Origin of the sequence: Paenibacillus sp. NPDC056579, from assembly GCF_042793215.1 — a bacterium.
Classification (GTDB): Bacteria; Bacillota; Bacilli; order Paenibacillales; family NBRC-103111; genus Paenibacillus_S.
In genome coordinates this window covers 219,529-233,068 of the sequence record NZ_JBHTVD010000009.1, presented here as the reverse complement: position 1 = coordinate 233,068, position 13,540 = coordinate 219,529, and the positions used below count along the sequence as shown (strand labels likewise).

Here is a 13,540-nt window from a genome sequence, read left to right as displayed (position 1 = left end):
GGTGAAAAGTCTGGGCCCGTTCGGCACTCGTGGGACGATCTTACACCAACCGGGCGAATTGCTCAATAGGCTAATTTATTGTCCTATGTGCTCTTTTACTATCCACAACGTTATTCACAATCTCCACAGCCTCCAGGACCAGAGTGTGCATAAGTTTGCCTGTCACTATCAACATATCCACAGAAATAGATATCCACAGCGTAGGACACCTTGAGGCCGTTGTGGTGACTCCAGAAAAGAACGTACAAGGCCAAGGGCTGGTTCTCAAAGGAAAATGGCGGTGATTTGCGGAATACATAGGTGTGACGATGCTTGCCGGATAGGACCGGCCGGATTGCAGGAATATTCAATTAGGAGGGTAACCATGACATTATCGAACGTTGAGGCAATAAGAGCTGTAGTATTGGCAGACGAGGAGAGGATGAAGTACCATCCTTTGAGCAGGGTGCAGAAAGACCTGGAGACGATGCTCTCCGGTCCGTTGAACGTTTCGTTCACCGAAGATTATGATGTGCTTCTGGCCGAACGGAGTCGCGACTACGAGCTGCTCGTCGCCTATACGGACCGATGGGATGCGGCGGTAACGGAGGAACAGGCGGAAGGGCTGATTTCGTTCGTACGGAACGGCGGAGGCTTGGTCGTGCTCCATACCGGCGTCTCGCTAAGCATTCACGACAAGCTGCATGAGCTGATCGGCGCGCGTTTTATCGGCCACCCGCCTTATCAAAAGCTTTCCTTCCAGCGGATAGAAGAGGGTAACGCCGTTCTCCACCCCATTGTACGGGAGCTGGAGCCGTTCGAGTCGGAGGACGAGCCTTATCGATACGCAATGCTGGAGAGTACGGAGAAGCAGGTGATTGTGGAATACCGGCAGGACGGAGTCGCTTATCCCGCGGCATGGGTCCGTCATGAGGGCCGCGGCCGAATCGTATCGCTCATGCCCGGACATAATGCAAATTCCTTGCAGCATCCCGAGGTTCGCAAGCTCATTTTGTCGGCATGCCTATGGGTAGCCGGACGGCTTGATTAATTTTTGTAAAACCGATTCCTGCATGAACGGCATTGCGTTTGAACAGAACATTTTTTGAAGTCCCTTTCTGCAAAAAAGGGGCTTTTTTGCGTTCGGCTGGGCTTCATGCGGACAATAATGGACGTTTAAATGCAGATTCGGACCGGGTCGCAGGACGCCGTTTTGGCATCCGCTGCCCAACATCCCGCCCAAGGTCAGAACGGTTCCCCGTCTAAAGGCTAGGCTCAAATACCGTCGCCGGTCCGTTTTGCAGGGCGCTCCCGCATACTACAATAAGGACATAAGCAAGCGACATAAGAAACAGCCTCACGAAAAAGTTAACAACGAATGATGATAATAGATGAAAAGGAGAAGATTCATATGAAAAAATTGTACCGTTCCTCGACGAACAGCCGGTTGACCGGATTATGCGGAGGTTTGGCCGAATATTTGGGCATCAGCGCCACACTGGTCCGCATCCTGATGGTTATCGCAGCGTTTTGCAGCTTCGGGACTACCGTACTGCTGTATTTCATCGCCAGCCTGCTGACGGAAAAACGCTACTACGTTCTATAATTTCATTTTAATAGCCAAATTATGAGGAGGATAAAAACTATGGGAGTATTGAAACGATTGTTCGACATATCGAAAGCGGCGGCGAATGAGGCGCTGGACAAGCTGGAAAAGCCGGTCATGATGATGAACCACTATTTGCGGAGCATGGAGGAAGAAATCCACTCCGTGGAGCAGGCGCTTATTAGAGAAGCGGCCGCAGAACGGAGATTGGAGCAGCAAATCGCCGAGTGCAACCGTCTTGCGGAGCAAAGCGAGCATAAAGCGGCTCAAGCCGTACAGGACGACCGTTCGGTCGAAGCGCGTCAAGCGTTGGAAGCGAAGCTGACCTATTTGGAAAAAGCTTCGGAATACACACAAGCCTACGAGCAGTCCAGGCAGCGTTCGGGCGAGCTGGCCCAGCAGCTGAACAAGGCGAAGGCGGAGTACGAAGCGATGCAGGCGAAGCGCGAGGAGCTGGCCGCCCGTGCGCGGAAGACGGAGGTAAAGGCCGCTGCATCAATGCCGAGCTTCAGCTCGAGCGTAGATACGGGCTCCGCATCGCGCGGCTTCCAGCGTATCGAGGCGACGATTTTGCAGAAGGAAGCGCAAATCGAAATCGCCGAATCGATGAAAGCGGCGGCTGCAGCCTCCCGCAACGCGCTGATCGAGGAGCAGCTGAACCGGCTGAAAACGTCGGCTCCGCAGCAGTAAAAAAGAAAACTCAAAGTCTCGGACCGGATCCGGACTTTGAGTTTTTTTCTTTTATCCACAAGTTTATGCACAATGTTCACAGCCCATAAGAGCGGATTGTGTATAAGCAGCGCTTCTTTTGTCAACATATCCACAGAGATAATTATCCACAGCATGTCCTATGATCTGCGACCCATATCCGTTGGATTTGATCGTGCCTTCGACGTCCCCCCCCTGCTGTTTTTCGGCGTTTTCTCCTGAGTCTGAAGATTTCCTCCCGCACGGCTGTTTGCCGATTGAACCTGTACTTCAGCTATACTACAATGGAAGATAAGTGATAATTGTTCTCAGTTCAATGCAAAACCGGATAAACCGGCACAGCGCCCAATTTACCCGGCTTATTTTTCAGCAGCAGGCGGGATCGTCGGTTTAGCGAAGCATTAGTGCGAGCCTGGACGAATTCGGATAATGCCCAATTCATTGGCGTTGATGGCAAAGGCGTTGCCGCCTTGGTTCACAGAAGCGTTGGCGCTCTGCCTAGACTTGAACTTGGTTCGGCTTTTATCGATTTCCGCATTCGCGTTATTGATGGATTTTTGTCGTTTTCTTTTGCCCATAGCTGCTCACCTCCCCGGTGAAGGTACTATCAGGATATGCCCGGATTCTAGCATTTGCAGCGGCGAATATATTGGCCAAGGAGATAAAAGAGTACCCAATAACTGCAGGAGATAGTATAATGGAAGAAAATAACAGTAATGGACTCGGACGTCATTTGGTTAGTGCGGGCTCTATCGGGACGAACAAACGAAAAACTCCGTCCGCAGCAAGTCGCTGCAGACGGAGTTTTTGTTACCACAATAGAATTTATAAGATTCCGAGGTCATCGGATGTAAAAATTCTATTTGGCGATAAAAACAACCTCTTAACGCGGTCGCTCCTCTGTGAAAGGACGTCGATAGACGTTTTTCTCACATCAATAAGTTATTTTCACCGTGCGGGTTGCATCGATATAGTCGACTTTGGCGCCTAGCACCTCGGCCAGCAAGCGGACGGGAACCATCGTGTTTTCTCCAATCAGCCGGGCAGGCGTGCCGGTCTGCTTCAGCTGGCCGTTGATTTCGTACTCGCTCTTGTCCGTGTACAGAGTCACCGTCAGGTTGTCCTTCGTATAAATCGCGGCGCGCTTCGTTTTGTCCCAATCGACCTCGGCTCCCAGAGCGGCGGCAAGATCGCGGATATACAAGTACGAGAAGCCCTCGTCTATCGCAGGCTTCCGCTTCATAGGGAAGCTCGCGCCATCGACGCGATAGATGCTGTCGTCCAAGCCGAAGGTAGCCGTATGCTGGAATGGTACGGGCGTCAGCGCGGAGCTCTTGTATGCTGCCGCATTGTCGTGCAGCTTCATTCTGCCCAGTCCCGGCGTAGGCTCCGTTGTGAAGTTCCACTCTTTCGACTCGGTCGATGTCGTTCCATTAGCATGGGTGACCTGCAAGCTCAGCTTCACGTTGTAGGTCGTATTCGGCTTCAATGGCTTGCTCGGCATAATAATAAAAGCATTCGTCAGCCTGTCGTCGTTATCCGGCGTATTAACGAACGTATCAACCTTCTGCTTGCTGCCGTCCGTCACCTCGGCGCTGGCCAGCTTCACCTTATCCGTATCGGAGCCGTAATATTGGGCCATAATCGGATAGCCTACCGGATACACCGAACCGGAATGAATGCGGAGCGGGTCCGGGTCTTCGTTGCCTTCGAACGTAGTAGGCACATAGCGGTCACCGGCTGCCGGAGAAACGACGAGCTGGTTGACCGGTGTGGTCGCATAGCCGAATTCGATGATGGTATAGTCTCCGACTCTGCCTAAGCCGACCTCGGTCACATTAGGATCGAGGAACGGAGTCCGGTGATAAGGGGCGTCGAACAGCAGATCGATGGCCTCCTTTATCGGGCCGGTAACGTACGCGGCATCTTCTCCCACTTTAGCTGTATAACCAAAGTAGGCGGCGCGCTCCAGAGGGGTTTTGCCAATGAATTGCGGTTTCCCTGGAGTTTGAAGGTGGAGGCTCTCCTGGCTTCCTTTGCTTTGCTTGACTTCGTTGGCATCCAAATATTTCGCGTGTGCCGTAGCGCTGGCATTCAGCTGATCGTTCATTTTGACAGAAGGAAGCCCGTACAGCACCCGGAAATCGTTCAATGCGGCGAACGCCTCCAGCTGTGCCGAGTCCGCAGAGGCGAATTGCTTTTGGGCATCCTTCGCCACGGTGAAGGACCATGATTTTTCTATCGGCTCGTAGCCCTTGTACGTAATCAGCATGCGTACCGTGTGTTCCCCGGGCTGCAAATCGGTATCCGGCGTATACTTGAACGTTCCGTTGGCTGCATCATACACGGCGCTGACGTTCTTATTGTTTAAAGACATCGTATAGGTTGACGGCGCTTGAGTCATATCCGTCTGGAAATAGAATACGATGGTCGGTCTGGTCACGCCAACCGTATCCGTCGGAGCTCCTTGGAAACCGTACTTGAACGCCAAGGCGTGGGGCGCCGGCAGCACAAGGCTCGTACACCACAAGAGCACGGCCATCATGATCAGTGCGGTATATTTGGTCATTCTTTGAACTGCGTACATTGCGTATCCTCCTTCGGCTTCTGTTTCTTTCCTTCGCATGCATCTTGTGCCGTCTATCAACCATTCGGCAGCGAAGGGCGAATCCCTTTGATAAAATGTTTCCATCCCCTACTCTATTAACGCAAAACAGGCGTATTTGTTCCGATCTTCACAAATCGTTCGCTAAATCCTTGGGAAATAGAAAGCAGGCATCCTTATCGCCATCGTTTCGGCTACAAGAATGCCCGCATTCAATAGTTGTGAGATTACAGCCTCCAGCCCGGAAGATAGTTCTTCGTGTTGGTGAGCATGTTGTGGAACAGCTCCTCGGCTCTGTCACGGTCGATTCGGACGAGCGGATCGTTCACGAAGGCGAGGAACGCCAAATGCTTGTCTTTGCTCAGCGCCGCCTTCAGCGTCGTTTCCTGGTTCAAAATGTGGTGCAGCACCAGATTGTTCACTTCGACCGGCAGCTCACCGGCGATAACCGGACGCAGGCTGTCGGAGGAGAATACGGCGTTCGTCTCGACTACTGCGCCCATAGGAACGCCTTTCATCTGTCCGGTGTTCGGCAGGTTGACGTTCGTTACGAATTCCTCAATGCCGATGAGCCCTTTGAGCTGACGCACTTCCTCTTCGCCGGAATGCTTCAGCGGGAGCTTCTCTTCGCCGGAAATCAGCTTGTTGTACCATTGCTCGGTCTCCACATGCTTGTCCATCCGGCTCTGCACCGTCGTAATGCTGAATTTCCATTTGCGTATCGTGTCCTGGTCTTTCAAATACCATGGCGGCATGAACTCGGCCAAATGGCGGTCTCCCGCAGCCGCGATTAATCCGTACCGTTTGAACAAATCGAATTTGATCCGGTTGGCGGCGGTGTACGTGTTCGTTACCCACGCATCCTTCTTGTTCTCATAGCCTTCTTCATAATATTTCTCTACAAATTGGCGGTACAGCGGGAACAGGTTCGTTCCTTGGTAGGTGGCATGATCTAGCCATGTAAAATGGTTGATCCCGAGGACGTTCACCTTAATCTCGCTGCGGTGCACGCCTTCGATGCCCTCCAAGTCACCTAGCATCCGGGCAAGCAAGCCCTGCGTGCCGAATACTTCATGGCAGCAGCCGAACGCCTTGATCTTAGGAAATACCTCGTACAATGTTCTCGTACATAAGGTCATCGGGTTCGTATAGTTGAACACCCATGCATCGGGAGCATAGCGCTCGATGGCTTGGGCGAATTCCACGTACATCGGAATCGTGCGCAGCGCCCGTACCAAGCCGCCGGGACCTACCGTATCTCCAACCGATTGATAAACGCCGTATTTCTCCGGCTCGTGGACGTCCGAGTACATTTCGTTGAAGGTGCCCGGAAGAATGGAAATAAAGACAAAGTCGGCACCGGTGAGCGCTTCCTTTATTGTTTCATAAGCCTTGTAAGTCCATTTGGACTTGGCTTCGGCATAGTCGGATACCGAGTTGCCCAGCTTCTCGTTGCTTTTGGCTTTGGCGTAGTTCAGGTCATAGAGCCGAACCGTCCCGGACAGCTGGTCGTCCAGCGCCAGATCCGCGATCAGATTTTTGGCCCAATACATCGAGCCGCCGCCGATATAGGCGATCTGGACGTCATTTACTTTTCCGTTGTCGAATTTCATAATACCCTCCATCCAATCTATGTGAAAGCTGAAATTCCCGTTTCTTGACTTAATCATAAACAGGTACAAGCACAAATGGGATTGATTAATTTACGATCGATTTGTCTTTATTTACGATTTACTTGTCTATTTTTCAGCCGATATTGCGGTGAAAAAATTCCCAAGCTTGTAACGTTATAGGTATACCGAACGTTTAAGCTGGTGTGCACACAAAGCGGAAGAGAAGAGGCGAAAGAGAAGGAGATTATCCATGGAGGAAGACTTGATCCTGATTGAGCATGCTCTGCAAGGCGACGATCAGGCATACGCCCGGTTGGTCGATAAATATAAAAATAAGCTGTACACCTTTATATTGGGAATGATGGGACAGCCGGAGGACGCGCAGGATGTGGCGCAGGAGGTATTTATCAAAGCGTACTTCCATCTGCGCAATTACACGGGCGCGAGCAAGTTCTGGACATGGCTGTACCGGATTGCTTACAACCAATGTATGGACGAGTTTCGGCGCCGCAAACGGAGAGGGCACAGTGTCGACGTAGAAGACATCACCATCCGTGACGAGAATACGCCGGAGTCGATATTGATGGAAAAAGAAAAGCTGAAGAGGATGCATGAGACGATTCTTGCATTGCCCGAAATGTACCGGACAGTTGTCCTGCTGAAGCATACGCAGGAGCTCAGCTGTCAGCAAATCGGCGAAATATTGGAAATCCCCGAAAATACGGTCCGCGTCCGGCTTCATCGCGCGCGGATCAAGCTGCGAGAGAGTATGGCTGTCAACGAGGAAAGGGGGAATGAGTATGAACTGCTTGACCTTTGATCAAATGATGCGTTATCTCGATGAAGAACTGACAACGGAGGAAGCTGCGCAAATAGAGGAGCATCTTTTAGGCTGTCCCGCTTGCCGTACCGAGCTGGATCGGTACCGGGGCGATTTCATGCTGCTCGATCAAATAGGGGAAGCAGGCGTTATTGCGCCTCCTTTGAACGAATCGTTCACCTTGAATGTGATGGCGGGCATTTCCGCCAGAGTCCGTGAGGCGGAGAAGCCGGTCCGCAATGCGGCTTGGAGAGCGAGCCGGTGGCAGAAGGCGGCGATTGCTGCAGCTTGTCTGGCTATTGCAATTGCGCTTGGAGCCTATGTGTCCCCGACGTTCGCGGACGGGCTCAAATCGCTGTTCCAGTGGGTGCAGAGGGATGCCGGGGCCAAGCAGGCGGCCAAGACCGGTTTCGCGGCGCCGGTATATTTCACGGCCGAAGATCAGGGGATTGCCGTGACGGTAAAAGAAGTGCTGGCCGATCCGTTCCGGATCTCGGTCATGTACGGAGTGCAAAGAGACGGCCGGACGATCCCCGCGGAGTCTATCGAGGACGGGTTCCTTGCGCCGAAGGGCGAGCGTAATGAGGTAGAGGTGACGGATATGTCCGGCAACAAGATACCGTTCGATTTTAAAACCTCGCGTACCGGAGCGGATTCGTTTTTCGAGCTGTTTTTGCTGGACCCTCTGCAGGACGGACAGTTCCGCAGCCTGAGCGAAATTCCGGATCAGGTCGTATTCCATATGACTCTGCTGAAAATTGACGAAACGAAGGGAAGCTGGAGCCTGAGTGTGCCCATCGACTTGAGGAAGGCGAAGAGCGTATCCCGATCCGTCGCTATTAACCGGTCATATACGACACCGGAGGGCGTTGCCATTGATGTGAAGCAGCTTCGTCTCGGACCTAGCGCGGCGGAGCTGTATATGGACATTACCGAGACGGAGGCATGGAGTCGGCGAACGGCGGAGCGGTTCCCGGCGAAGAGGGATATGAGGGCCAAATATCACCAGCTGTACTACCGGATCAAGAACGACCGGGGGCAGGTGGTCGCCGCATGGGATGGGCCGAGTCTGAAAATGCTCCGATTGGACGGTGTAAACAATTATGAGAAAGGCATTCAGATAGGAGCCAATTCGATGTACCGGCATGTGTTTCTCCCGTTCACCGACAGCAAGAGGCTGACGCTGGAGCTGAAAGGGCTGTACACGAAGGAGCCCGCGAACGTTTCGATAAGCGTTGAGCCGGAGCGGCTGTTACAGGGTCCCGTCAGCACAGCATATGAAGGCAAGACGATCGCCGTCAACCGTGTACGGATCAAGTCGGATCCGTCCGCCGAAATCATTCCGCTCGCTAACACTACGGCGACTATCGAGGGGCCGGGCGTGTTCATCGAGCTCGAGAGCCGGCTCGGGCCGGACGTCATCAACTTCGGACCGTGGAGGGTGGTGGACGGCGGCGGGCACGAGCTGCAATCGGACGACTACGTTCATTTGCAAAAGGATGAGCAAGGAAACTACCATTCCCGCACATGGATATTTGTTCGTGGGCTTCAGAGTATCCCGGAGCGGCTCGAGCTGTCATGCGATACGCTGGAGCAGCGGATTCCGCTGCATTGGGAGGTTCCGATTGACTTGAACTCCCGGTAGGCTCCTCTATTTTTGGTATCTTCCGGTAATGCACTATAATAGGAAACAAAGCATTCACGCGGGAGGGTACAGGATGGGCTTCAAAGTGGTGGTAGCGGACGATGAACCGGCGATTTCAAGCGCCGTCGCCTATGCGCTGAGACGGGAAGGCTTCGAGGTGGAGGTCGCCTGTGACGGCGAGGAGGCGCTTCGCAGGTCGGATTCGTTCCGCCCTAATGTAATGGTTCTGGATATAATGATGCCGAAGCTAAGCGGCCTGGATTTGTGCCGAAAGCTGGAGCATCGGAAGGATATCGGAATATTGCTGCTCACGGCCAAAGACGACATTGTAGATAAAATTGTCGGGCTCGAGCTAGGAGCGGACGACTATATGACCAAGCCGTTTGATATGAGGGAGCTGGTTGCCCGAGTCAAAGCTTTGTGCAGGCGGATGGAGAAGCAGGAAGAGGCTTCGGGTGTAGGCTCTGTCGTAACCGCCGGCGGGCTGACGCTCCGGGTGGAGCAGCGGGCGGCGCTGCTTGACGGGACCGAGCTGCCGCTAACGCCGAAGGAATTCGAGCTGCTGGCCCTGCTGCTGACGCACAGGAAGCGGGTTTTTACACGGGAAGAGCTGCTCGATCAAGTATGGGGCATGGATTATGCCGGAGGGACGCGGACGGTGGACATTCACATTCAACGGCTGCGGTCGAAGCTGGGCAAAGACCAGCAGCACTTGCTGCAGACGGTCTATGGGGTAGGCTACAAAGCGGCGGGTGATTCCCTGTGACGCGAATCAGCCTGCGATGGAAATTTACCGGCTTCATAGCCGCCCTGCTTCTGTTCACGGTCGGATGGTTGACCGTCCTGGTGCTCCGGGGAGTAGCGGATTACCAGCAAGCCCAAACGGAGAGCGCGCTGGAGCAGCAGCTGCGAGCTGCGGATACGTACGTTACGCAGCTGCTTGTGACGGGGACGCGCGTGGATCCCGGGGAGGTCATGAGGCTGCAGGGGCAGAAGCTCGCTGTAGAGCTGGGGACGACAAGCGGCATGCGAACGGTCGTCTACGATGCGTTGGGCAATCCCGTAGGCGATTCCCTGCCGCTTGCCGCCAAACGGGACGTAACGGAGGCGCTCGGGCACGCATTGAACAACAAAGTGGCTTATATAACGGAAGGGGATGCCATGGACTACTTAGGCCCCCTTCAAGGTCCGGAAGGCCAGGTCGGTGTCGTTCATTTTCAAGCTTCTCTCCAGGCTCAGCATGCTTTCTATCGAAACCTGTTGGGTCTGTTTCTCATTTGCGGTGCCGTCGTTATGGGTATCGGCTTCGTCTGGGGGTGGCTGTATATGAACCGCCAGGCGAATGCCATCGGTCTTCTGAAGGCAGCGGCAGACCGGATCGGGCAGGGCGAGCATCCGGCGGAGCCTGTATTAAGACGGAAGGACGAGCTGGGCGAGCTTGGACGCGGCATTTATTCAATGAGCGAATCCATTCGCTCTCACTTGGAGGCGCTGAAGGAAGAGCAGGGCAAGCTGAGCGGCTCGCTCGCCAAGGTGCAAGCGCTGGAGCAGCAGCAGAAGCATTTTATCAACAATATTAGCCATGAATTCAAGACGCCGCTGACTTCCATTAAAGCTTATGCAGACCTGCTGCAGATGTACGATGACGATCCGAGGCTGATTCGCGACGCCAGTGAAGCGATAACTAAAGAGTCCAGCCGGCTATACGAGCTGGTCGACAAAGTGCTGCAGCTTGCAGCCCTCAACACCTATGAATTCGATTATCATCCGCAGCAGGTGGACCTGAAGGGGCTGCTCGAAGACATCGTCTCCCGCATAAGGGGAAAAGCGGAAAAATTCCATGTCCGGCTGGACCTGGAGCTGCATCCCGTAAGCATTTGGGCGGATAAGGAGCAAATGGTACACATCGTCATGAATTTGATCGACAACGCTATTAAATATAACGTGGCCGGGGGCACCGTCACGGTAACCAGCCGGATCGCAGGAGATCAGGCGGAAATCGAAATTGCGGATACCGGTGTAGGCATTCCGCAAGAGAGCCTGGAGCGGGTATTCGAGCCGTTTTACACGGTAAATAAAGACCGCGCGCGGCAATCCGGCGGCAGCGGGCTGGGACTTACGCTCGTTAGGCAGTGGGTAGAGCGGCAGGAGGGGCGTATCCGGATCGGCAGCGCGGAGGCGGAGGGGCAAGGCACCGTGGTCACGATTTCGTTCCCGTTGCATAACCCCGTAACATAAACGGGAGGATTGTTTACAAGTTCGAAACAATTCGCAATCTTTACGATAACATCGGCGGCTATACTGGGGCGTGAGCGATACAGAAAGGAGGAACATGCTCTGCGGAGGCATAGGAGGAGCAAGGCCGCGCAGACGGCGGTTCGGATCGGCGGGCTCTTGGCCATAGTCATGATGTTGGCTTCATGCAACGTAGGTCAAGGGAAATCGATGAAGGTCATCGAGCCTCCGTCCCCGTCGAAGCAGGACCAGATCAAGCTGGACCGCATAGACCGTCTGGACGGATGGTACGGATACGGCTGGCTATCGGAGCAGGAAATGCTTGGTGCTGCCGATTTCAGTCCCCATACAGTGGTGAACCGGCGCAATGTGCAGACCGGACAATGGACGCCTGCGGGCATTGCCGCAGCCGCGGAAATAAAAGTGTCTCCCGATACAAGACACGCTGTCGTTTTGCGCTACGATACAGGGGTGCTCGAGATAGCGGGTCTGACCGGCAATACTCCTTCTCCATTGCGGCTAACGGTCGGAGAGGGGGGCCTGTCTTACCTGATTAGCGGGACGCAGGGCTCCTGGGCCGATGAGGCCGAATATTATACCCCTGTCGTACAAAACCGTAATGGAGTGCAGACCTACGGTGTGGCAGCGATTGCGGTGAACGGAGCGATCCGGTACATGGACATCCCCGGAACGAATGAGCCGATCCGGAAGGTGGAAGCGCGAAATGGCACCATGTTTGTTTTGGATGCGTCGCGGCGGCTGCTGCGGGTGGGAGCCGACGGCCAAGACTCGATAATCTTGCGCCGCGGCGTCGCCGATTTCTCTCTGTCTCCGGACGGGAAGCGTCTTGCAGTAGCAGAGCAAGCGGACAAGAATGAGGAGGCTCTGAGCATGATCTCTGCGGAGCAGCCGGACGCGGACGGCCAGCTTGTTACTACAGGGCGGCTGCTCCGGCAGCCGGCGTGGTCTCCGGACGGCGGCAAGCTTGCGTTTGCCGTTCTCAGCCTGAGTCGAGGCTTGTCCGGACTGTATGTTATGGATGCAGGTACCGGCGCCATGTCGCAGGTCGGTTCGACGCCGAACCTGGAGGTGCCTATATTATGGGACCCTGCGGGCAAGCAATTGATGGTTAGCGAAGCGCGGTCCGAGGGGCCGAAAGGGCAGCCGTCGACGACGATTTATAGGCTCAAGTGACCATGGGGCGAGTACGAGGGACGAAAAAATCGAAGCAGATATTATAATACTCGATGGAGTGATTGCACGATGATGAAACATTTGATCATACCAACGATGCTTTTTGCCGTGATTCTAGCGGGCTGTAGCAGCGGCGGCAAAGAGTTGACGATAAAGCCGGCTCCGGAGCAGACCGCCGCGCCTCAACCTACCGCCGTACCGGTGGCCGAAGGGAAGACGGAGGAGGTCGTGAAGCAAATGCAGCTTCTTGCATCCCAGGCACAGGAGCCGCGTGAGCTGACCTCGTTTATGGATAAGCATTGGAGCACGGCGGATGCGAAGACCGCAGACTCGTTGTTTTTAGCGCTGGAAGCATTCGATGTGCGTCAGCTGCCGGCGCTGAACGCCAATTTAAGCAAGCTGCTTCAGCAGCCGGGAGCCGCCGACAAGCTGAGCGAGCTCTCGTATCCATTTGATTTCAGCAAGCTCAAGGGAGACGATGCGTTCAAGCAATGGCTGTTGAATCAAACCGCAGGCAAGCTGGCGCTTGGAGTTACCTTTGACAACAGCTTTTATTGGGCCATCGATTACGACGCGCTGCAAAAAGCGTACGGGGCCCGGCTATCGGAAGAACTGAAGCTGTACCTTGCCTCCCGGGCTGCTGAGTACAACAAACCGTTTTTCCAGGACGGCGGCTTGAAAATTACACGTACGGAGCTTGGAAACAGGCTGCTTCAGGCGGAGAACTATTTGACCCGATATCCTGGAGGAGCCAGAAAGACCGAAATGAAGGCCCTCTATACCGATTATATGGAAGAGTATATTCGTGGCTACCGTTACGAAGCGATTGATGAAAAGACGATGAAGCTGCTTCCGGCCGTCAAGCAAAGCTACGAGCAGCTTGTGAAGGAGCATCCGGATACCAAGACGGCCGCTATCGTCAAAGCGTATTTGGAGGAAATCAACCGAAATAAGGATGTCATTTATCAGCCGGGGAAGCAAGGCATGAGCATTATAGGCGGTCCTCTCCCTAATATTAGCGGCTTCTGGGACGGGTTGGCGAAACGGATCGATCAGGCGTTCTAGGGGGAGTTGTGGCGGCATAAACAAAAAGAACGGAGCCTGTTGAGGCCCCTTTATTCGCAAAAATGCTAGA

12 protein-coding genes are annotated in these 13,540 nt (G+C 54.0%); 9 read left to right on the top strand and 3 right to left on the bottom strand.

Features of this window, described 5'->3' with window-relative positions; genetic code table 11:
* The first annotated feature begins 364 nt into the window (after positions 1-364).
* From ACFQ88_RS29345 to ACFQ88_RS29335, 3 genes are all read left to right on the top strand, one after another.
* The gene (locus ACFQ88_RS29345; protein ID WP_379459811.1) at positions 365-1,030 is read left to right on the top strand and encodes a ThuA domain-containing protein; all 666 of its coding nucleotides are present in this window, start codon (positions 365-367) and stop codon (positions 1,028-1,030) included.
* Positions 1,031-1,390: 360 nt separating this feature from the next.
* A complete protein-coding gene (locus ACFQ88_RS29340; RefSeq protein WP_239630304.1) occupies positions 1,391-1,585 on the top strand; it encodes a PspC domain-containing protein in 195 nt (64 codons plus the stop codon).
* A 39-nt stretch (positions 1,586-1,624) separates the two neighbouring features.
* Positions 1,625-2,275, top strand: coding sequence for a PspA/IM30 family protein (locus ACFQ88_RS29335; RefSeq protein ID WP_379459809.1), 651 nt, complete (start codon positions 1,625-1,627; stop codon positions 2,273-2,275).
* 419 nt (positions 2,276-2,694) lie between these two features.
* On the opposite strand, the gene ACFQ88_RS29330 is transcribed toward ACFQ88_RS29335, so the two are convergent.
* From ACFQ88_RS29330 to ACFQ88_RS29320, 3 genes are all read right to left on the bottom strand, one after another.
* On the bottom strand, positions 2,695-2,871 hold the full coding sequence (locus tag ACFQ88_RS29330) for a hypothetical protein (protein ID WP_239630302.1): 177 nt from the start codon (positions 2,869-2,871) through the stop codon (positions 2,695-2,697).
* 356 nt (positions 2,872-3,227) lie between these two features.
* Positions 3,228-4,880 carry a stalk domain-containing protein gene (locus tag ACFQ88_RS29325; protein ID WP_239630301.1) on the bottom strand — a complete coding sequence of 551 codons (1,653 nt, stop codon included), beginning with the start codon at positions 4,878-4,880 and terminating at the stop codon, positions 3,228-3,230.
* A 245-nt stretch (positions 4,881-5,125) separates the two neighbouring features.
* Positions 5,126-6,511: a family 4 glycosyl hydrolase gene (locus ACFQ88_RS29320; RefSeq protein ID WP_379459806.1), complete on the bottom strand. Its 1,386-nt coding sequence runs from the start codon at positions 6,509-6,511 to the stop codon at positions 5,126-5,128.
* A gap of 250 nt (positions 6,512-6,761) precedes the next feature.
* Here ACFQ88_RS29320 and ACFQ88_RS29315 point away from each other — a divergent pair, with 250 nt between their 5' ends.
* From ACFQ88_RS29315 to ACFQ88_RS29290, 6 genes are all read left to right on the top strand, one after another.
* Positions 6,762-7,331, top strand: coding sequence for an RNA polymerase sigma factor (locus tag ACFQ88_RS29315; protein WP_239630299.1), 570 nt, complete (start codon positions 6,762-6,764; stop codon positions 7,329-7,331).
* Positions 7,312-8,976 carry a DUF4179 domain-containing protein gene (locus ACFQ88_RS29310; RefSeq protein WP_379459803.1) on the top strand — a complete coding sequence of 555 codons (1,665 nt, stop codon included), beginning with the start codon at positions 7,312-7,314 and terminating at the stop codon, positions 8,974-8,976. Before ACFQ88_RS29315 ends, ACFQ88_RS29310 begins: the two co-directional genes overlap by 20 nt.
* A gap of 73 nt (positions 8,977-9,049) precedes the next feature.
* Positions 9,050-9,742, top strand: a complete 693-nt coding sequence (locus ACFQ88_RS29305) for a response regulator transcription factor (RefSeq protein ID WP_379459801.1) — start codon at positions 9,050-9,052, stop codon at positions 9,740-9,742.
* Entirely contained in the window at positions 9,739-11,214 is a 1,476-nt protein-coding gene (locus ACFQ88_RS29300; protein WP_379459799.1) for a sensor histidine kinase, read from the top strand. Before ACFQ88_RS29305 ends, ACFQ88_RS29300 begins: the two co-directional genes overlap by 4 nt.
* Before the next feature lie 9 nt (positions 11,215-11,223).
* A complete protein-coding gene (locus tag ACFQ88_RS29295) occupies positions 11,224-12,405 on the top strand; it encodes a TolB family protein (RefSeq protein WP_379459797.1) in 1,182 nt (393 codons plus the stop codon).
* A 69-nt stretch (positions 12,406-12,474) separates the two neighbouring features.
* Positions 12,475-13,470 (top strand): hypothetical protein, encoded by a 996-nt coding sequence (locus tag ACFQ88_RS29290; RefSeq protein ID WP_379459795.1) that lies wholly within the window; start codon positions 12,475-12,477, stop codon positions 13,468-13,470.
* The last annotated feature ends 70 nt before the right edge of the window (positions 13,471-13,540 follow it).